Below are 17,941 nucleotides of genomic sequence, written 5' to 3'. Positions count from 1 at the left end.
AGTATCCCCCGCGCGGAGCGCGGTCCATGAGCTCCTTATGCGATCATCTTCTGCGTGTGGCGTCTCAGCCTGCTCGACTGGATCAGGATCGGCCTCCTGGTGCTCGGCCTGGTGTTCGTGGCGACCGGGCTGCTGCCGTGGGAGGCCGCCGCCGAGAGCCTGGACGAGATCTGGCCGCTGCTGATCTTCCTGGTGGCGGTCATCGTGCTGGCCGAGCTGACCAAGGAGGCCCAGGTCTTCGACGCCATCGCGGCGCGGATGGCGGTGCTGGGCCGCGGCAACTACGCCGCCCTGTTCCTCCTCTGTACGGCCTTCGCGTCGTTCGTCACGATCTTCCTGAACCTGGACACCACCGCCGTCCTGCTCACCCCCGTGATGCTGGCCCTCGCCCCGAAGGCCCGCATCGCCCCCCTGCCGCTGGCGATGACGACGATCTGGCTGGCCAACACCGCGAGCCTGCTGCTGCCGGTCTCCAACCTCACGAACCTCCTGGCCATGGACAAGCTCGGCCTCGACGCCCAGGAGTTCGCCGCCCGCATGTGGGCCCCGCAGATCGCCGCCATCCTGGTGACGATGGCGTTCCTGTGGGCGTTCTTCTGGCGGCGGGGGGAGCGGGGCGACCTGCGCTACAGCCCGCCGGTGCTGGAGCCGGTCGGCGACCGGGCGCTGTTCGGCGCGGCGTCGGCCGGCTGCCTGCTGTTCATCGTGCTGCTGCTGCTCAAGGCGCACGTGGCCGTGGCCGCGGGCGCGGCCGCCGCGCTCGTCCTGGCGGCGTTCCTGCTGCGCGCGCGGGAGCGCCTGTCGTGGCGGCTGTTCCCGTGGCAGCTCGTGGTGTTCGTGACCGGGCTGTTCCTGGTGGTGCCGACGCTGAGCCGGCACGGTCTCGCCGACCTCATGACCTGGATGATCGGCGCCGAGGGCGACCCCTACCGCACCGCCGCCGTGGGCGCGGGCCTGTCCAACGCGATCAACAACCTGCCCGCGTACAAGGCCGTCGAGGGCGTCATCCCGGCCGCCGACCAGGACCGGCTGCTGTCGCTGCTGGTGGGCACCAACGTCGGCCCGGTGGTGACGCCGTGGGCGTCGCTGGCGACGCTGCTGTGGTTCGAGTCGTGCCGCAGGCACGAGGTGCGGGTGCCGATGCGCCGCTTCCTGCTCACCGGCGCCGGGCTGGCCGTGGTGGGGCTGGTGGCCACCGTCTGGGCGTTGTGAAGGTCAGGCCGCGGTGAGCTGGTAGGCGCCGGCGACCGCGCCGAGCGCCCAGCGCATGCGCCGCGCGTACGCCTCGGGGTGGTCGCCGGCCTCCTGCGCCACCTGGCCCGCGCACCGTGCCGGGTCGCCGCCGCACGCGCACAGCCGCTCGTCCACGGCCTCGCGGATGGCGTGAGGAGAGAGCGCGTCGGAGGGCTGCAGAGCGGTCGTGAAGAGCACCTGCGCGAGTTCGGCCGTGGTCATCATGTCGGGCTCCTCTTCCGTAAGTGCCGTCGTCCAATGAGACGCCCGACGGGAGCGGAACTCATCGGCTTGCGACACACTTCTTCCGCGTACTTGTGCACACAACCTTGTGCACAGAACGGATCAGCGGAGCAGCGCGAGCAGCCCGGGGATGGCCTGCGGATGGGCGGCGACGAAGCTGCGCCGCTCGGCGGGCGCGTCCATGCACGCCTCGAACGGCCCGCCGTCCAGCGTCCTGATGTCGATCCCTGCCTCCACGGCCAGCAGCGCGCCCGCCGGCAGGTCGACGGCCTCGGCGCGGTAGCCGACGATGCCGTCGATGTCGCCGCGCGCCAGCATCGCCCACGACAGCAGCGGCGCCCACAGCTGCAGGACCCGGCGGGCGGCCCGCTCCATCGCCAGCTTGAGCGCGCTGCCCGTGGCGTCGTCCTTGGCGACGCCGTAGCCCTGGGTCCAGGCCAGCAGCGGGCCGTGCGGGCTCGGCGCGTACGGCGGCGCGAGACGCGCCCCCGAGGAGGCCGTCGCCCCCCGCCCCCGCAGGGCCGACCACGTCTGCCCGGACACCGGGTCGTGCACCACGCCCAGCACCGGCCGCCCGTCCCTGCACAGCGCCACGCCCACCACGTACGCGGGCAGCCCGATCGCCACGTTGTTGGTGCCGTCGAGCGGGTCGACCAGCCACGTCCACTCGCCGCCCGCGGCCCCCACCAGCCCGGACTCCTCGGCGATCACCGAGTGGGACGGGAACGCCGTCAGGATGCGCTCCAGCAGCAGCTTCTCGGAGGCGAGGTCGAGATCGGTGACCACGTCGCCGGCCACGCCCTTGGCCCGGACCCCGATCGTGCCCCGCGTGCCCTCCCTGAGCAGGTCTCCCGCGGCCTCGGCGGCCTCGACGGCGACCGTGCGAGCGTGGTCCAGGTCCATCGGCTACCCCTCAGGTCAGGTGCGCGGTGACGAGGCGGACGGCGAGTGCGGTCTCGCCGGGGTCCAGGGGCTGCCTGGACACGCGGTGCGGACCGGCGTCGAGCGGCCCGAGCGACAGGTCGTGGCTGCCCGGCCGGCCCCTGCCGAGCGCGACGGTGGCGGCCTCGCCGCCCTCGGGCACCACGCTGGAGTGGAAGCGGCCGGCCGGCAGCGTGTAGGTGTCGCCGGGGCCGAAGACCTCCACGAGGCCGGTGGCGTGCCGCACGGTGCGGCCGGTGGGCGAGATGCGGTCGCCCGAGGCGTCGCTGACCACCTCGAACACCCGGTGCGTGGCCTGCTCGCCGGCGTCCGTGACGTTGACGTGCACGTTGCGTATCTGCCCGTAGAGCACGTGGCTGAAAAGGTCCCAGCTGTGGCAGTGGATCTGCGAGGTGGTGCTCTCGGCGTGGGCGAGCGAGGCGGACCACAGATGGACGCAGACGCCCTCGTCGCCGTCGCGCTCCAGGGGCAGGCAGACGAAGCCCAGGGGATGGCGTACGGCGCTCAGCGGCCGTTCCAGCGCCTCCAGGGCCCATTCCCGCGCCTGTCCCGCCGTCACCCTGCGGCGTACGTCCCGGTAGCTCATGGCCCGTAGGGGTCCACGGCGCGCAGCGCCTTGCGCGCGATGTCCACCACGTCGCGGCCGTCGTACGACTTGGGCAGGGGCATACCGATGTGCTCGAACAGCTCCTGCACCTCCTCGATGGTCGGCTCGTCGCTCAGCGGCACCTTCTTGTACTGCTCCAGCGGCACCCGCCGCGCCTGCTCGAAGCTGAGCCGCAGCTCGGTGTCGCAGTTCTCGTAGTAGAAGGTGCCGGCGAGCGCCGTCATCGCCATGTTGGGGTCCTCGACCGTCATGATCAGGCGGGTGCTCGACAGGTCCCACCTGAACGTGGTCATCGTGGCCGACAGGCCCACGGCGATGTCGAGCAGGCCGTAGCGCTGGCGGTGCCAGAAGGCGGCCAGGATGGTCGCGTACGACTCCTTCCTGACCCGGTCGGTCGTCCACGTCTCGCCGGTGGCGTCGGGCGACTCCGACAGCGAGCGGCGGTAGTGGGCGTAGGTCTCGCACACCTCGGCGTCGGCCGGGTCGAGCACCTCGACCCTGACGGTGAGGTGCCGCTTCTCCCTGCGCGCCGCCGCCACGCACAGCGGCAGCGTGACCGCCCGCAGGTAGGTGCCGGTGCCGCCCTTGAAGCTCCAGCGGGCGGTGTCCTTGCGCGCCTCGGCGTGCGACTGCGCGATCTCCTGCCGGCTGCCCAGCACGCGGACGAGCTGCAGGGCGTCGAGCGCGCGGCGGGTGCTGTGGGCGAGGCTCTCGATCTGCTCCATGCGCGCCAGGCGCACCGGCAGCTCGGCCAGCGCGCCCGAGGTGATCGTCCGCTCGACGGGGGCCTGGCGCAGCCGGTCGCGCAGCAGCGCGGTGGCCACCAGCGCGAGGATGACCAGCGTCGCGGCGTTGACGAGCTGGCGCTGGATGTCCTGGCCGTCCTTGCCGAACATCTCATTGGGCATGATGCCGAGCACGCCCACGACGACGGCCAGGATGAGGGCGATGGCGCCGTCGGCGTTGCGCGCCGCCCACGGAGCGGCCCGCTTCATCGCCCACACGAACCGTGCCATCTTCGCCCCGCCGTCCGACGATCAGTCAGTCCCCGAGGTCATGGTAACGACCGCGCAAGGAGACCACCAGAGAACGATCACCTGGCGAAAGATGCCGGGGACGTCGCCCCGGGCGGCACCCTCCGCCCGGGACGTGACCCGGCTCAGAACCAGCCGCGGTGGCGGGCCATCTGCTCCAGGCCGTGCTGCAGCGCCTGCTCCGCCGCGTGCGGCGGGCCGTCGTAGTGCACGGTGAAGCGGTTGTAGGCGTCGTGGCTGGAGGTCAGGAAGCCGCCGCGCTTGTCGGCCTCCAGGATGACGTCCATCTGCCGCGGCCCGGCGATGAAGGTCAGCTCCAGCTCGTTGAAGTGGCGCCGCCACTGCCCGCCGGCGTAGTACTCGATCTCCTGGAAGAACGGCATCGTGGAGCCGTACAGCGTGCCGCGTTCCAGGTCGGCCTTCTTGAAGTGGAAGCCCATCCGGTCGAGCGCCGCGATGACGTACTCCTGGGCCGGCAGCGGGCTGACGAACAGCGGGTCGAGGTCGCCCTTGTCGAGCGCGCCCGCGAGGGCCAGCTCCGTCTGGACGCCCAGCTTCATCCCGTGCAGCGGGTGGCCGCCGATCGCGCTGATCGGCGTCTCCCACGGGATCGCGATCTGGAACGGCTGCTGGTGCTGGGCTCCGGCGGCGAGCTGGAACGTGCCCGCGACCTGCTGGCGCAGGAAGCTGTAGCTCGTCTTGTACTCGTTGTCGCCGGACTCCACCTCGACCACGGCGGTCAGGTCGATGTAGATGCCCTCGACCTTGTAGTCGTTGTTGCCGCCGCGGAAGTTGACCACGCCGTGCAGGCTCTCGCCCGGCCGCACGCCCGTGTTCGTGAGGACCGTGTCGACCTCGACGCCCGCGCCGAACGCGGCCATCAGTTTGCGGAACACCATGGGGTTCTTCTCCTGGTTACTGAGCGGAAGGGGAGTGGCCGTTCTGGCCCGAGAGGCGGGGGAGCAACTGGGCCAGGAGGAGGGTGGACAGCGCGGAGTCGCCCTGGCCCTGCTGGGTCCGTACGACCAGCGGCTGGGGGGCGTTCTCCGCCAGGCGGGCGCCGACGTCGAGCCGCCTTCTGGCCAGCTCGTACTGCAGCACGGCCCGGTTGTCGCGGTAGGACTCGGCCAGCCGGCGCAGCGCCTTGGCCTCGTTCTCGGCGGCGGTCAGCTCGGCCCTGCCGCGCGCCTCGATCTCCCACGTGACCCGCTGCGCCTCGGTCTCCTGCTCCTCCAGCATGCGCGCGACGTCCTTGCGCGCGGTGTTGTAGGCGGCCTTGACCTCGACCACGCGGGCGTCGCGGGTCTTCTTGGAGCGCTCGATCTCCATCAGCAGCGTGTCGATGCGGCGCTTGCGGGTCAGCTCCCACTCGCGCTCGTACGCCGACAGCTCCTTGGCGACCTTCTCCCGGGTGGCCAGGTGCTGCTGGTACTGGTCGGGGAGCTGGACGTCGGGGATGTTCGCGCCGGTGATGCGCACGCCGTAGCGGCCGAGCTGCCGGTTGAGCGCGTCCTGCATGTCGCCGACGTCGGAGCCGCGCAGGTCGTAGGCCCGCTCGGTGTTGACCCTGCGGCTGCGCTGGCGGATCGCGTCCTGCACGGCGCTGGACAGCACCAGGTCGAAGTTGCCCGCGCCGATCGTGCGGTGGAAGGCCACCGGGTCGACGATCCGGAACTTCAGGAAGAACTCGATCGACTTCAGCGGCACGTTCTCGGCCGTGGGGCAGGCCACGATGGGCGCCGAGTACGGGATCTCGGTGGAGGTGTCGACGACCGCGTCCACCCGGTCCCACGGCAGCCACAGGTAGTGCCGGCCCGGCGGCAGCGTGCCGGTGATGGCGCCCCAGCGGCTGCGCACGCCGGTGGTGCCCTCCTCGATCTCGATGATCGCCTTGCGCCACATCGTGACCAGCGCGAGCAGCAGGAACAGCAGCGCCAGCAGCGCGGCGGAGACCGTGAAGTCGGTCAGCGCGGCCATGCCCGCGAAGTAGAGCGCCAGGAAGATCAGCGTCATCCAGGCGAAGCCGCGCCGGTCCTTGGGGATGACGACGGGCACGAGCTGGCCCTGCTCGCCGCCCCTCAGCAGCTGGCGGATGTCGCCCCAGGAGGCGACCGACTCCTTGATCTTGGAGAACTCGCGGCTCATCGGATCTCTCCCTTGCCGGGCAGCAGGCGTTCGACGGTTCGCTCCAGGTCCTGGTCAGGCACGGGCGGCTCCTGGGCGCCGGCGACGTCGGCCGCGGCCTTCCTGAGCAGCGCCGCGATCTCGGCCTCGCGGTCGCGGACACGGGTGCCGATCTCGTCGAGGCGGGACCGGATGGCGGCCATGTCCTCGGCGGAGAAGAGCTGCGCCCCCTTGCCGCCCACGAGCTGCTGGGCGAGGGCGAGGAAGTCGATGTCGCTCTGCTCGCCGACCTGCACCACCTGGGGCAGCCGGGTGGCGACGGACTCCAGCTTGGCGAGCAGGTCCTGCTGGAAGCGGTAGTCGAGGATCTCGGGGGCCTCGGCGGCCGACAGCGCCCTGATGTCCAGCGCCTGCGCCTCCAGGAGCGCGGCGTTGGCGTTGGCCGTGGACTCGGCCTCGACCAGGCGCTGCCTGGCCTGCGCCGTGGCCTGGTGGGTCGCGCGCTCCAGCGCGGTGTCCATGCGGGCCTGGTAGCCGGCGATCTCCGCCTGGATGGCGCTCAGCGTCTCCTGGAGCCCGGCCAGCTCCTTGACCAGGTCGCCCTCGTTCTGCTCCTTGCGGAGCTGGAGCTCGTACTCGTAGGTGTACGCCTCCTTGGCGACCCTGACCATCTCGGGGGCGGCCAGGTCCATGCGGTACTCCTGGCTGGACGGCTCGGCGTGCGTGATGTTCACGTCCGTGAGCCGGACGGCCGGCAGGAACTGCTGGTTCAGGCTCTCCAGCATGCCGAGCGTGCTCTCGCCCACCAGGTCGTAGATGTCCTCGGCGCGCTGGGCGTAGATGAGGGAGCGGGTGACCTCGCTGATGGCGTTCTGCAGCTTGGACTGGAAGCCGCTGACCGAGCCGAGCACAAAGATGAACTCGGCCGGGTTCTCGATCCTGAACTGCAGGAACAGGTCCACGCTCGCCTTGACGCCCTGCTGCGTCGGCGCCTCGCGGATGGGGGCGTTGAACGGGTACTCACGGGTGGTGTTGACGATGTAGCTGACCCGCTTCCACGGGTTGAACAGCGTCACCCGGCCCGGGTCGGCGATGTGCACCAGCTTGCCGAACTTGGTGATGAGCGCCTTGCAGCCTTCGGGCACCATCACCACGCTGCGCCGCCACCACAGGAACGCGGCCGCGAGGACCAGCGTCACCCAGTAGTGCGGCCCGAAGAACAGGTCGGTGTTCGGGATGACGTTGCCGAGCGCGCCGATGAGGCCGAGCGCCACGAGGATGCCCAGGGGCACCAGGACCTTGGCGGTGCCGCTCTTGGGGATCACGACCGGCGAGATGACGTGCATGCCGTTCTCGGCGAAGCTGCGGTTGACGATCTCGCCGGCCTCGTTCAGCGAGGCCGTGCGCGCCTCGATGAGCGTGCCGACGGACGCGCCGCCGTCCCTGTCCGCCGCGAAGTCGTGCGGGTTCAGCGCGAAGCCGGGAGCCTGGCCCTGGTTGCCGCGCTGGCCTCCTGGGCCGCCCACCTGCCCGGCGAACTGGCCGGCGACCTGGCCGACCGCCCCGCGTACGTCACCCCCCTGGGCCACCGCCTGGGCTATGCCCTGACCTGCCTGGATCAGTGCCTCTCTGGGTCGTGACATCGAACCTCTCTTTTCCACTACCGGCGCGAATCCGACCGTATCGGGTGCCACTTACTATTCACTTGCAAAGGGATGTCACAGGTCTGTTGCGCCTTGTAGTAGACATGCCACCTATGTAGTAGATCTACGATTGAGGTGGGCCGGGCGCGGGGCTGAGAAGATACGCGGTGATGAGCGAGACCGTCTACAACCGCATCGCGCTGCTCCGGGCCGAGCGGAACGTGACCAGAAGACAACTGGCCGACGCCCTGGGCGTGCACTACCAGACCGTCGGCTACCTGGAGCGGGGCGAGTACAGCCCCAGCCTTCACCTGGCGCTGAGGATCGCCGGCTACTTCGAGGTGCCCGTCGAGGTCGTCTTCTCCACCACGCCCTTCCCGCGCATCGGCGAGCGGTCCGCCTGAGGTCGGATTCTGTCGGTCGCGGCACCTACAGTGGCAGCATGCGTCCGGTCACAGATTTGCAGCGGAAGGTGGCGCCGTTCGAGGTCGTCACCGAGATGACTCCCTCGGGCGACCAGCCGACGGCCATCGCCGAGCTGGAGCGCCGCGTCAAGGCCGGCGAGAAGGACAGCGTCCTGCTCGGCGCCACCGGCACCGGCAAGACCGCCACGATCGCCTGGCTGATCGAGCGGCTGCAGCGGCCCGCCCTGGTGATGCAGCCCAACAAGACGCTCGCCGCGCAGTTCGCCAACGAGCTGCGGGAGATGCTGCCCAACAACGCGGTCGAATACTTCGTCTCCTACTACGACTACTACCAGCCCGAGGCGTACGTCCCGCAGAGCGACACCTACATCGAGAAGGACTCCTCGATCAACGACGAGGTCGAGCGGCTGCGTCACTCGGCGACCAACTCGCTGCTCACCCGGCGCGACACCATCGTGGTCGCCTCGGTGTCGTGCATCTACGGCCTCGGCACCCCGCAGGAATACGTCGACCGCATGGCCCGCCTGCGCGTCGGCATGGACATCGACCGCGACCAGCTCCTGCGCCGCCTGGTCGACATGCAGTACACCCGCAACGACCTCGCCTTCACCCGCGGCACGTTCCGGGTGCGCGGCGACACCATCGAGATCATCCCGAAGTACGAAGAGCTCGCCGTCCGCATCGAGATGTTCGGCGACGAGATCGAGAAGCTGTCCACGATGCACCCGCTCACCGGCGAGGTCATCACCGAGGACGAGGAGCTCTACATCTTCCCCGCCTCCCACTACGTCGCCGGCGAGGAGCGCATGGCCGCGGCGGTCGCGGGCATCGAGGCGGAGCTGGCCGAGCGGCTGTCGGAGCTGGAGCGGCAGGGCAAGCTGCTGGAGGCGCAGCGGCTGCGGATGCGCACGACGTACGACATCGAGATGATGCGCCAGATCGGCACCTGCTCCGGCATCGAGAACTACTCGCGCCACATGGACGGCCGGGCCCCCGGCAGCGCGCCCAACACGCTGCTCGACTACTTCCCCGAGGACTTCCTGCTGGTCCTCGACGAGTCGCACCAGACCGTGCCGCAGATCGGGGCGATGTACGAAGGCGACGCCTCGCGCAAGCGCACCCTGGTCGACCACGGCTTCCGGCTGCCGTCGGCGCTGGACAACCGGCCGCTCAAGTGGGAGGAGTTCCTGGAGCGGATCGGGCAGACGGTCTACCTGTCGGCCACGCCCGGCCCCTACGAGCTGGGGCGGGCCAAGGGCGAGGTCGTCGAGCAGGTCATCCGCCCGACCGGCCTGGTCGACCCCGAGATCGTGGTCAAGCCCACCAAGGGCCAGATCGACGACCTGGTCCACGAGATCCGCGAGCGGGCCGAGCGCGACGAGCGGGTGCTCGTCACCACGCTGACCAAGAAGATGGCGGAAGACCTCACCGACTACCTCCTGGAGCTCGGCATCCGGGTCCGCTACCTCCACAGCGAGGTCGACACGCTGCGCCGCATCGAGCTGCTGCGCGAGCTGCGCACCGGCGAATACGACGTGCTCGTCGGCATCAACCTGCTGCGCGAGGGCCTCGACCTGCCCGAGGTGTCGCTGGTCGCCATCCTCGACGCCGACAAGGAGGGCTTCCTGCGCTCCGAGACGTCGCTGATCCAGACCATCGGCCGCGCCGCCCGTAACGTGTCGGGCCAGGTCCACATGTACGCCGACAAGGTCACCCCGTCCATGGAGCGGGCGATCGACGAGACCAACCGGCGCCGGGCCAAGCAGATCGCCTACAACGAGGCCAACGGCATCGACCCGCAGCCGCTGCGCAAGAAGATCGCCGACATCCTCGACTCGCTGCAGCGCGAGGACGCCGACACCGACAAGCTCCTCGGCGGAGGCGGCCGCCAGCAGTCGCGCGGCAAGGCCCCGGTGCCCGGCTTCGGCGGCCGCGCCGCCGGGCAGCACGCCAAGGCCATCGCCGGCGAGATGCCGCGGGCGCAGATGGAGTCGCTCGTCGAGTCGCTGACCGAGCAGATGCACCAGGCGGCGGCCGACCTGCAGTTCGAGGTGGCGGCGCGGCTGCGCGACGAGATCAAGGAGCTCAAGCGCGAGCTCCGCGACATGCGCGAGGCCGGCGTCAAGTAGCCCTCGCCCAGTGGCCGTGGCTCGGCCGGGCGCGGCATGGACCCGGCGCCGGTGGGCAGCGGAGCCTCCATGAACAAGACGCTCACGGGGGTCCTGGCCGGCGCCGCGCTGCTGACGGGAGCGTGCGGCGGCCAGGCCGCGCACGAAGCACAGGGGATCGAGCGGCTGGCCGCCCAGCCGCCCAGCCCGACCGGGGGCGTGCCGAGCGCCCCGCCCACCGGCCCGATGGTGTCCACTCCCGCAACGGGCTCGCCCACCGCCGGCACGCCCGGCGCCGCCGGGGCGGACGACCTGAAGCGCGCCGCCCAGGCCGCGCTCGCCGCCGCGTCCGGCGCCACGCTCGTCTCGATCGAGAGCGAGGAGAACGGCAAGCGCTGGGAGGTGCAGGTTGCCGACCGCGACGGCACCGAGCGCCGGCTGGACGTCGCCGACGGCAAGGTCGTCTCCGGCCCGAGCCTGGAGGACGACGATCCGGAGGACATGGCCGAGCTCAAGAACCTGCTGAGCGCGGTCAAGGTCGACTGGACGCAGGCCCTGGACAAGATCACCGCCACCGTCCCCGAGGGGCGCGTGACGGAGCTCAACCTGGACTCCGAACACGGCAAGCCCGTCTGGGAGGCCGACGTCATCCTCCCGAACGGGACCAAGCAGGAGGTCGCCATCGACGCGGTAACCGGCGAGGCGACCAACCCCGGCAGCGCCACCCCCGCCGTGACCGGCACCCCCACGGAGACCGGCACACCCACGACAACCGAAACACCGACCACCACCGAAACACCCACAGGCTGATCCGCATCCGCACCAGGCTCCGCATCCGCACCCAGCTCCGCATCCGCACCTGGGCCGGTAGCCGCACTCGGGTCCCGCGCCCGCACCTGGGTCCGCACTCACACAAGGGTCCGCGCCCGCATCTGGGCGCGGACCTGCACCTGGGCCTGCATCCGCACCTGCGGAGCCTGCACCCACACCTGCGCCCGGGCCCCGCGCCTGGGCCCGCATCCGCGCCTGGGCCCGCATCCGCGCCTGGGCCCGCATCCGCGCCTGGGCCTGCACCCGCGTCTGCGCCCGGGCTCGTACCCGCGCCTTGGTCTGCGCCCGCGCCTACCCGCCTCCCTCCGCCCTCTGGCCTGTCTGACCGGAGGGTGGGGGAGCGGGTGGTCAGGGGAGGAGGTTGTTGAGGGTTCGGGCGAAGGCGTCCGGGTTGTCGAGCATGATGTTATGGCCCGACTCCGGGATGGACAGCACCCGGACCCCGGCCGCCCGCAGGCCGTCGGCGTCGTCCGGGGCGCCGCCCTCCGGATGCAGGTACGTACGCGGCATCCGCAGCGACACGAGCAGCTCGCGCATCGTGGGATCGGTGCCCCGGGCGAGGCTGACGGCCGTGCGGTGGAGCCCGCGCAGGTCGGCCAGGCGCATCGTGGACCACCAGCGCGGCCCCACGCGGTCGCGCACCTCCTTCCACCCGCCGCCGACGAACTCCTCCTCCCCGTAGCTCGCGATGCCGCTGCCGCCGGGCGGCACCGAGGCGGGAGGGTAGGGGTCGAGGTTGGCGTCCACGAGGACCAGCTGGGAGACGAGCTCGGGATACCGGGCGGCCAGGACGATGGCCACGGCCCCGCCCATGCTGTGGGCGATGAGCGCCGCGTCGGCGACCCCCGCCTTCTCCAGGGCGGCGGCCAGCGCGCCGGCGTGGGCCTCCAACGTGTACGCGAAATCCCGCGGCCGGTCGCTGATGCCGAACCCGAGCAGGTCGATCAGGAGGGAACGGCGGCGCGGCAGCAGCGGATGAGCGGCGACCTCCGCGTAGTAGGGGGCCGAGGTGGCGCCGAGCCCGTGGACGTAGACCCGGGCCGGATCCGGGCCGGGCAGCTCGACCCAGCGCATGCGGGCGCCGCTGGGATGGACGATGGCATCGTGCATGACGGTCTCCTCATACCTCGGGATCAATATATATCGACACCGAGGTATGCTCATCGTCATGTTGGAGCTGGCGATACTCGGGTTCCTCAGCGACCACCCCCTGCACGGCTACGAGCTGCGTAAACGGGTGGCCGCCCTCATGGGGCACGTACGCCCGGTGGCCGACGGCACGCTCTACCCGGCCATCAAGCGCCTGGCCGTCGCCGGATGGGTGACGAGGAAGGACGAGCCGGGCGCCGCCGCCGCGCCCCGCCGCGTCCTCTACCTGACCGAGGACGGCCGTGCGGAGCTGGAGCGGCGCCTGCGCGAGCCCGCCGACCTCGACATCAGCGACGAGAACCGCTGGTTCACGCTGCTGGCGTTCCTGCGCCTCCTGGACGAGCCGGACGCGCAGGCGGCCGTGCTGCGCAGGCGGCTGACGTTCCTGGAGGAGCCGACCAGCTTCTTCTACGACGGCGAACGGCCGATGGCGGCCGAGGAGTTCGCGGACCCGTTCCGGCAGGGCCTGCTCGTCATCGCCCAGGCCACCAGCCAGGCCGAGCTGACCTGGCTCAGGACCACGATCGCGGAGCTGGAGAGAGCCCCGGCGGCCGGATAACGGGATGCGCCGCGCCCGGGCGCTTGCGTACGTTCGGGACATGCGGCGATGTGAGGAGTGCGGTCACTGGGAGCCCGCCGGGGCGCCCGTCTGTGCGCGGTGCGCGGCCCTGGTGGACGAGATCGTCGAGGAGGGCTGGCGGGCCTTCGTGGAGCGCGAGTTCGGCACCGCGAACCCGCCCGGCGAACGCCTCATCGCCGAGATGGTCGTGGACGAGCCCGACCGGCACCCCTGGCGAGTGGTGGACGCCGCCTACGACCGGCTGACCTGCCCCGAGTGCGGCGGCCGGCTCAGCCGGGGCCCGGCCGGCTGCGCCCCCTGCGACCTGGCGAACGGCTTCCGCTACGCCGCCGTCGAGATCGACCGTCCCGGCGTGCCGCCGGGCAACGAGCACGCGCTGCGGGTGAACGTGGCGGTGGCCCGCCGCCCGTACGGCGTCTCGGCCGCGGAGGTGCTGCTGCGCCGTCTGTCCCTGCCGATCCTGCTGGACGGCCTGCTGCCCACGACGGCCCAGGCCCAGGCCACCAAGGCGGCGGCCAACGCTGGCGCGACGGAGGCCGAACTGGCCGCCCTGGTCTACGGGGAATGGGGCCGCGGCTAGGGCCGGGCGGGCCCGGTGCCGAGGGCCTGTTTGAAGTCGGGGCATGTGATGATCGGCTCGTGATCGCAGACGGCGGCGTGGCGGAGGCTGTCGCGCAGCCGGGTGAGCCGGCCGATCTGCTCATCGAGGCTGCCGGCCCTGGCGGCCATGCGGGCGCGCAGATCCGGGTCTCCGGGCCGGGCCGCCAGGAACCGGCCGATCTCCGCGACCGAGAATCCGGCGTCACGCGCGCACGTGATCAGCTCCAGGCGGTCCAGGACGTCCGGATGGTACGTACGGCGGAGCCCGTTGCGTCCGGCGGAGGCGATCAGTTCTTTCTTCTCGTAGAACCGCAGCGCCGAAGGCGCCAGCCCGGACCGCTGCGCCACCTCGGCGATGTCCAGCCAATCCTCGTCCATCACTGCCCCTTGACTTGAACCGCGCTTCAAGTCGCAGTCTAGACGCCATGAAGATCCATCATCTGAACTGCGGATCCGTACGGACGATCGAGGCCACCTACGACGGTCCTCCGCCCGCGCCCGCCGTGAACCACTGTCTGCTGGTCGAAACCGACGCCGACGGCCTGGTGCTGATCGAGACCGGACTCGGCCTCGGCGATGTCCGCGACCCTGGCGGCACGCTCGGGGTCGAATGGGTCGAGATGGCGCAACCCGTCCTGGACGAGGAGGAGACGGCTGTCCGCCAGATCGCCCGGCTCGGCCACACGCCGTCCGACGTCCGCCACATCATCGTGACCCATCTGGACGTGGACCACTGCGGCGGCCTTCCCGACTTCCCCGGCGCACGGGTTCATGTGCTTGCCGCCGAGCTCGAAGCGGCCCTGGCCGAGGCGGCCGGCTCCCGCTACCGTCGCGCTCACTGGGCTCACGGCCCCGACTGGGTCACCTACCGTCCCGTACCGGGGGAGGAGTGGTTCGGCTTCACGGCGGTGCAGCCGGAAGGGCTGCCGCCGGAGATCAAGCTGATCCCGCTCGGCGGGCACACCGCCGGCCACACGGGGGTCGCCGTGCGGGACGGCGGCCGGTGGCTCCTGCACTGCGGCGACGCCTACTACTACCACCGTGAGCTGGAGGCGCTGAAGGAGCCGCACCCGCTGCTGGACTTCGTCCAGACCCGCTCAGAGGTTCATCGCGACCTGCGGCTCGGCACCCAGGCCCGGCTGCGCGAGCTCGTACGCGACCACGGGGACGAGGTCGAGGTGTTCTCCGCGCACGACCCGTGGGAGCTGGCTCGTTACCGCTAAGAGCGCGGCGGCCAGCTCAGATGCAGGTCGAGGTCGACGTCGAAACCGATGTCGAGCTGCAGTCTCTTGCGGTGGATGCCGGTGGGGACGTAAGCCTTGACGGCCGGCTCCAGCTCGAAGGTGAAGACGACCGGCAGGCCGTCCTCCTGCTCGACGCGCCAGAAATGCCGGATGCCGGCGTTGGAGTATTTGATCGGCTTGGTGGTGCGGTCGCGATCCATCGACTCCTCCGAGACGACCTCCACCACCAGGTGCACGTCCTCGGGCCGGAAGGAGGTGGTGCGCGGGGTGATCGCCGACTTCTCCACCAGGAGGATGTCGGGTTCCGGCCGCTGGCGCATGCCCAGGGTCACCGTCATCTCGCGGACCACCGCGAGGTGCTCCGGCGGCTTCAGACGGTTCTCGAACAGCCGGACCGCGTAAAGCTGGAACGCCGTCCGAGGCGGCATCGTGATCAGTGACCCGTCGATCAGCTCGACGTGCCGCGGCGCGCCAGGGGGAAGGTGGTCGAGCATGTCGGCGGTCCAACCGCCGCGCGGGCGGGGGTGGAACCACTTGGGAAAGGCCGCGGTCATCGACGTGACTCCTTGCTCTGCGTGTCAAGGATGCCACGATCAGTGAACGTCAGGGGCGTTCTCGGCGTTCGTCGAGGGAGCGGCGGTAGAGCTCGTCGATCTCTTCGAGGGGGTCCGGCGGGCGGCGGCGGGCCTCGATCTCCAGGTCCGTACGCGACGACAGGTCGGCGATCCCGGCGGCGGTGTGCTGGACCTGGTCGCCGAGGAGGTCGGCGCGGATGCGGGCGCACATGGCCGTCAGCGTGGCCTGGTGCTCGCGCAGCCGGCCGAGCGTGGCGTGGTCCACGTAGGGGGAGACGCGGCGCTGCTGGGCGTACATGCCGAGCTGGCCGTCGTGGACCTCGGCCTGGGCCTCCAGGTCGGCGAGGAGGCGGGGCAGGTCGCCGAGGCCCCAGCCCTGGCGCTGGGCGTGCTCGAAGGCCTGGCGGGTGAGGGCGACCTCGCGGCGCAGGTCGAGGCGGAGGCGCTCGACCTCGGCGGCGTCGCCCGTGCCCATCGCGTTGACGTGCGTGCTGAGGCGGCCGGCTGCCTGCTTGGCGTGGCCTGCGGCCTTTCGGCCCAGCTTGACCAGCAGGTAGATGCCGACGCCTCCGAGCAGCAGGAGGAACGCCAGAATCACCAGGACGACGACGAGGAATTCGCCGATCTCCGTCACCCCCCTTGTCGGTGTCGTTGTCTTGAGGATAGTCGGCCCCGGCGGTCCTGGCGCGCCGCGCGGCCCGCGCCCCGGCTCATGCCAAGCAAGCACTTGATCCAGGAGAGGAGTCGTGTTTCAGTGCACAAAGGTCGGAGCTGGATCGCGGCGGAAGGGCGGCGGCGGGCGTGCTGGACGGCAAGGTTGTGATCATCACCGGGGGAGCGCGCGGCATGGGCGCGGCCACCGCGCGGCGCTGCGCCGCGGGCGGGGCGCACGTCGTGCTCACCGACGTGCTGGAGGAGGAGGGGACCGCCACCGCCAAGGAGATCGGCGGGCGGTTCCTGCCGCACGACGTGACCGACGAGGAGCGGTGGGCGGCGGTGGTCGCGCGCACGGTCGAGGAGTTCGGGCGGCTGGACGGCCTGCTCAACAACGCGGGCATCGCGACCGCCGTGGCCATCGAGCAGCAGTCCTTGCCGGAGTTCGAGCGGGTGCTGCGGATCAACCTGGTCGGGGTGTTCCTCGGGCTCAAGGCCGTCGCCGGGGCCATGCGCGCGTCGGGCGGCGGCGCGATCGTGAACCTGTCGTCCGTCGCCGGGCTCTTCGCGCTGCCGGGAACGGGCGGGTACGGCGCCTCCAAGTGGGGCGTGCGCGGGCTGACGAAGATCGCGGCGCTGGAGTTCGCGCGGGATCGGATCCGCGTCAACTCGGTGCATCCCGGGATGATCGTCACCCCGATGACCCGGCCGTTCGGCGCCGTCTCCGGCGAGGGGACGTTCCCCCTGGCCCCGGCCGGGCGGTGGGGTGAGCCCGAGGAGGTGGCCGAGGCGATCGCGTTCCTGCTGTCGGACGCGGCGTCGTACGTGACCGGCGCGGAGCTGGCCGTGGACGGCGGTTGGACGGCGGGCGAGGCGGCCCTCCTGGGCCCGCCCCCCGGCGCGGCCTCCAGCCCGGCCCCCAGCCCGGCCCCCGGAACGAGCCCCGCCGCAGGCCCAGCGCCGGGGACGAGCCCCGGGACGAGCCCCGGCGCGGGCGGGGTGGGCTGACCGATGGCCTATGCCGACGTGGCCGGCGACGTCCGGCTCTTCTACACCGACGACGGCACCGGCGATGCCGAACGCCCGCCGCTGCTGCTCGTGCACGGCTGGGGCACCGACTCCCACCAGTGGTCCTGGCACATCGACGCCCTGACCGCCGCCGGCCACCGCGTGATCGCCCCCGACCTGCGCGGGCACGGCTACTCGTCGGTCCCGGAGACCGGCAACACGCCCCGCGCGATGGCCGCCGACCTCAAGGCGCTCCTCGACGGCCTCGGCGTCCGGCAGGTGGTCGCGGTCGGCCACTCGATGGGCGCCCAGGTGGTCTCCGTCCTCGCCGTCGAGCATCCGGACCGGGTCCGCGCGCTCGTCGCCGTCGATCCCGGCTACGGCATGTCCGACGACATCGTCCGCGGCTTCCCCCGGATGGTCGCGGGCCTGCGCGGGCCGCGCCCGCACGAGGCCGCCGAGGCCATCGACGAGTGGTGCACGAACGCCGCCACCCCCGCCGTCGTCCGCCGCTGGCACAAGCGCCGCCTGCACGGCATGGCCCCGCACGTGCTGGCCGAGGCGATGGAGGCGATGTTCACCGCGCCGGACGCCATCGGGGCGCGGCCCGCGAGCGAGGAGTACCTGGCGCGGCGGACCTGCCCGGTGCTGTCGATCTGGTCCGACGCGGGGCGGGCGTCCTGGGAGGCGGGGCTGCTGAAGGACCCGGCGTCCAAGGTCGTGTGCTGGGAGGGCTCCAGCCACCGGCTGCACGAGGAGCGGCCCGCGGAGTTCGTCCACCTGGTGACGGGGTGGCTGCGTCGAGTGGCAGCGTGAGGGGTCCCGGCGGAGCACCGGGACCCCTCACCGCGTGGGCGCGGCAGGGTCGGGGGCCACGTGACGCCCACACGTCGCGTTCGCTACCGGGAAGGACTGTAGGGGGCGCGCGGGAACCGGCGGAT

Annotated in this window: 20 protein-coding genes; 9 read left to right on the top strand and 11 right to left on the bottom strand. The window is 71.6% G+C overall.

Annotated features, from left to right (window positions below; translation table 11 throughout):
• Window positions 1-54: 54 nt before the first annotated feature.
• On the top strand, window positions 55-1,212 hold the full coding sequence (locus ACBR40_RS23895) for an SLC13 family permease (protein ID WP_344205311.1): 1,158 nt from the start codon (window positions 55-57) through the stop codon (window positions 1,210-1,212).
• 3 nt (window positions 1,213-1,215) lie between these two features.
• Here the strand turns inward: ACBR40_RS23895 and ACBR40_RS23890 are convergent, their stop codons facing one another.
• The 7 genes from ACBR40_RS23890 to ACBR40_RS23860 all read right to left on the bottom strand — a co-directional run bounded on the left by ACBR40_RS23890 (window position 1,216) and on the right by ACBR40_RS23860 (window position 7,826).
• On the bottom strand, window positions 1,216-1,458 hold the full coding sequence (locus ACBR40_RS23890) for a hypothetical protein (protein WP_344205312.1): 243 nt from the start codon (window positions 1,456-1,458) through the stop codon (window positions 1,216-1,218).
• Between the two features lie 120 nt (window positions 1,459-1,578).
• Window positions 1,579-2,379 (bottom strand): inositol monophosphatase, encoded by an 801-nt coding sequence (locus ACBR40_RS23885; protein WP_371250171.1) that lies wholly within the window; start codon window positions 2,377-2,379, stop codon window positions 1,579-1,581.
• 10 nt (window positions 2,380-2,389) lie between these two features.
• Window positions 2,390-3,004, bottom strand: coding sequence for a hypothetical protein (locus tag ACBR40_RS23880; protein WP_344205314.1), 615 nt, complete (start codon window positions 3,002-3,004; stop codon window positions 2,390-2,392).
• On the bottom strand, window positions 3,001-4,041 hold the full coding sequence (locus ACBR40_RS23875; protein WP_344205315.1) for a hypothetical protein: 1,041 nt from the start codon (window positions 4,039-4,041) through the stop codon (window positions 3,001-3,003). Before ACBR40_RS23875 ends, ACBR40_RS23880 begins: the two co-directional genes overlap by 4 nt.
• A 143-nt stretch (window positions 4,042-4,184) precedes the next feature.
• Window positions 4,185-4,958 (bottom strand): sporulation protein, encoded by a 774-nt coding sequence (locus ACBR40_RS23870; RefSeq protein ID WP_344205317.1) that lies wholly within the window; start codon window positions 4,956-4,958, stop codon window positions 4,185-4,187.
• Between the two features lie 16 nt (window positions 4,959-4,974).
• Window positions 4,975-6,204: an SPFH domain-containing protein gene (locus ACBR40_RS23865; RefSeq protein WP_344205319.1), complete on the bottom strand. Its 1,230-nt coding sequence runs from the start codon at window positions 6,202-6,204 to the stop codon at window positions 4,975-4,977.
• Window positions 6,201-7,826: an SPFH domain-containing protein gene (locus ACBR40_RS23860; RefSeq protein WP_344205321.1), complete on the bottom strand. Its 1,626-nt coding sequence runs from the start codon at window positions 7,824-7,826 to the stop codon at window positions 6,201-6,203. Before ACBR40_RS23860 ends, ACBR40_RS23865 begins: the two co-directional genes overlap by 4 nt.
• Before the next feature lie 170 nt (window positions 7,827-7,996).
• Between ACBR40_RS23860 and ACBR40_RS23855 the strand changes: the two genes are divergently transcribed.
• From ACBR40_RS23855 to ACBR40_RS23845, 3 genes are all read left to right on the top strand, one after another.
• The gene (locus ACBR40_RS23855; protein WP_344205323.1) at window positions 7,997-8,230 is read left to right on the top strand and encodes a helix-turn-helix transcriptional regulator; all 234 of its coding nucleotides are present in this window, start codon (window positions 7,997-7,999) and stop codon (window positions 8,228-8,230) included.
• A gap of 38 nt (window positions 8,231-8,268) precedes the next feature.
• The gene (uvrB, locus tag ACBR40_RS23850; protein ID WP_344205324.1) at window positions 8,269-10,380 is read left to right on the top strand and encodes an excinuclease ABC subunit UvrB; all 2,112 of its coding nucleotides are present in this window, start codon (window positions 8,269-8,271) and stop codon (window positions 10,378-10,380) included.
• Between the two features lie 69 nt (window positions 10,381-10,449).
• The gene (locus ACBR40_RS23845; RefSeq protein WP_371250167.1) at window positions 10,450-11,169 is read left to right on the top strand and encodes a PepSY domain-containing protein; all 720 of its coding nucleotides are present in this window, start codon (window positions 10,450-10,452) and stop codon (window positions 11,167-11,169) included.
• Between the two features lie 369 nt (window positions 11,170-11,538).
• Here ACBR40_RS23845 and ACBR40_RS23840 read toward each other — a convergent pair whose 3' ends face one another.
• On the bottom strand, window positions 11,539-12,300 hold the full coding sequence (locus tag ACBR40_RS23840) for an alpha/beta fold hydrolase (protein ID WP_371250165.1): 762 nt from the start codon (window positions 12,298-12,300) through the stop codon (window positions 11,539-11,541).
• 58 nt (window positions 12,301-12,358) lie between these two features.
• Here ACBR40_RS23840 and ACBR40_RS23835 point away from each other — a divergent pair, with 58 nt between their 5' ends.
• Together ACBR40_RS23835 and ACBR40_RS23830 are read left to right on the top strand one after the other, a co-directional pair.
• Window positions 12,359-12,898, top strand: a complete 540-nt coding sequence (locus ACBR40_RS23835) for a PadR family transcriptional regulator (protein WP_371250163.1) — start codon at window positions 12,359-12,361, stop codon at window positions 12,896-12,898.
• A 40-nt stretch (window positions 12,899-12,938) separates the two neighbouring features.
• A complete protein-coding gene (locus ACBR40_RS23830) occupies window positions 12,939-13,499 on the top strand; it encodes a hypothetical protein (RefSeq protein ID WP_371250161.1) in 561 nt (186 codons plus the stop codon).
• On the opposite strand, the gene ACBR40_RS23825 is transcribed toward ACBR40_RS23830, so the two are convergent.
• Entirely contained in the window at window positions 13,496-13,897 is a 402-nt protein-coding gene (locus tag ACBR40_RS23825) for a MerR family transcriptional regulator (RefSeq protein ID WP_371250159.1), read from the bottom strand. The two genes, ACBR40_RS23830 and ACBR40_RS23825, sit on opposite strands and share 4 nt — an antisense overlap.
• Before the next feature lie 47 nt (window positions 13,898-13,944).
• On the opposite strand from ACBR40_RS23825, the gene ACBR40_RS23820 reads away from it, so the two are divergent.
• On the top strand, window positions 13,945-14,742 hold the full coding sequence (locus tag ACBR40_RS23820; protein ID WP_371250158.1) for an MBL fold metallo-hydrolase: 798 nt from the start codon (window positions 13,945-13,947) through the stop codon (window positions 14,740-14,742).
• On the opposite strand, the gene ACBR40_RS23815 is transcribed toward ACBR40_RS23820, so the two are convergent.
• Both ACBR40_RS23815 and ACBR40_RS23810 read right to left on the bottom strand, forming a co-directional pair.
• Entirely contained in the window at window positions 14,739-15,317 is a 579-nt protein-coding gene (locus ACBR40_RS23815; RefSeq protein ID WP_371250156.1) for a Uma2 family endonuclease, read from the bottom strand. The two genes, ACBR40_RS23820 and ACBR40_RS23815, sit on opposite strands and share 4 nt — an antisense overlap.
• 49 nt (window positions 15,318-15,366) lie before the next feature.
• A complete protein-coding gene (locus ACBR40_RS23810) occupies window positions 15,367-15,972 on the bottom strand; it encodes a hypothetical protein (RefSeq protein WP_344205337.1) in 606 nt (201 codons plus the stop codon).
• Window positions 15,973-16,139: 167 nt separating this feature from the next.
• On the opposite strand from ACBR40_RS23810, the gene ACBR40_RS23805 reads away from it, so the two are divergent.
• Both ACBR40_RS23805 and ACBR40_RS23800 read left to right on the top strand, forming a co-directional pair.
• Window positions 16,140-17,000 (top strand): glucose 1-dehydrogenase, encoded by an 861-nt coding sequence (locus ACBR40_RS23805; RefSeq protein WP_371250154.1) that lies wholly within the window; start codon window positions 16,140-16,142, stop codon window positions 16,998-17,000.
• 3 nt (window positions 17,001-17,003) lie between these two features.
• Window positions 17,004-17,816 (top strand): alpha/beta hydrolase, encoded by an 813-nt coding sequence (locus tag ACBR40_RS23800; RefSeq protein ID WP_364445418.1) that lies wholly within the window; start codon window positions 17,004-17,006, stop codon window positions 17,814-17,816.
• Window positions 17,817-17,941: the final 125 nt, after the last annotated feature.

The organism is Nonomuraea sp. AD125B, from assembly GCF_041402765.1.
Lineage (GTDB): Bacteria > Actinomycetota > Actinomycetes > Streptosporangiales > Streptosporangiaceae > Nonomuraea > Nonomuraea bangladeshensis.
Note: the sequence above shows the minus strand (reverse complement) of the source record. Positions and strands in the feature narration are given on the sequence as shown.

Bases quoted from the DNA above. Each gene is read 5' to 3' on its own strand.
- ACBR40_RS23800 (WP_364445418.1), top strand. From the start codon at position 17,004: ATGGCCTATGCCGACGTGGCCGGCGACGTCCGGCTCTTCTACACCGAC.
- ACBR40_RS23860 (WP_344205321.1), bottom strand. From the start codon at position 7,826: ATGTCACGACCCAGAGAGGCACTGATCCAGGCAGGTCAGGGCATAGCC.
- ACBR40_RS23865 (WP_344205319.1), bottom strand. From the start codon at position 6,204: ATGAGCCGCGAGTTCTCCAAGATCAAGGAGTCGGTCGCCTCCTGGGGC.
- ACBR40_RS23845 (WP_371250167.1), top strand. From the start codon at position 10,450: ATGAACAAGACGCTCACGGGGGTCCTGGCCGGCGCCGCGCTGCTGACG.
- ACBR40_RS23825 (WP_371250159.1), bottom strand. From the start codon at position 13,897: ATGGACGAGGATTGGCTGGACATCGCCGAGGTGGCGCAGCGGTCCGGG.
- ACBR40_RS23880 (WP_344205314.1), bottom strand. From the start codon at position 3,004: ATGAGCTACCGGGACGTACGCCGCAGGGTGACGGCGGGACAGGCGCGG.
- ACBR40_RS23875 (WP_344205315.1), bottom strand. From the start codon at position 4,041: ATGGCACGGTTCGTGTGGGCGATGAAGCGGGCCGCTCCGTGGGCGGCG.
- ACBR40_RS23870 (WP_344205317.1), bottom strand. From the start codon at position 4,958: ATGGTGTTCCGCAAACTGATGGCCGCGTTCGGCGCGGGCGTCGAGGTC.
- ACBR40_RS23835 (WP_371250163.1), top strand. From the start codon at position 12,359: ATGTTGGAGCTGGCGATACTCGGGTTCCTCAGCGACCACCCCCTGCAC.
- ACBR40_RS23890 (WP_344205312.1), bottom strand. From the start codon at position 1,458: ATGATGACCACGGCCGAACTCGCGCAGGTGCTCTTCACGACCGCTCTG.
- uvrB (WP_344205324.1), top strand. From the start codon at position 8,269: ATGCGTCCGGTCACAGATTTGCAGCGGAAGGTGGCGCCGTTCGAGGTC.
- ACBR40_RS23830 (WP_371250161.1), top strand. From the start codon at position 12,939: ATGCGGCGATGTGAGGAGTGCGGTCACTGGGAGCCCGCCGGGGCGCCC.
- ACBR40_RS23815 (WP_371250156.1), bottom strand. From the start codon at position 15,317: ATGACCGCGGCCTTTCCCAAGTGGTTCCACCCCCGCCCGCGCGGCGGT.
- ACBR40_RS23820 (WP_371250158.1), top strand. From the start codon at position 13,945: ATGAAGATCCATCATCTGAACTGCGGATCCGTACGGACGATCGAGGCC.
- ACBR40_RS23840 (WP_371250165.1), bottom strand. From the start codon at position 12,300: ATGCACGATGCCATCGTCCATCCCAGCGGCGCCCGCATGCGCTGGGTC.
- ACBR40_RS23855 (WP_344205323.1), top strand. From the start codon at position 7,997: ATGAGCGAGACCGTCTACAACCGCATCGCGCTGCTCCGGGCCGAGCGG.
- ACBR40_RS23885 (WP_371250171.1), bottom strand. From the start codon at position 2,379: ATGGACCTGGACCACGCTCGCACGGTCGCCGTCGAGGCCGCCGAGGCC.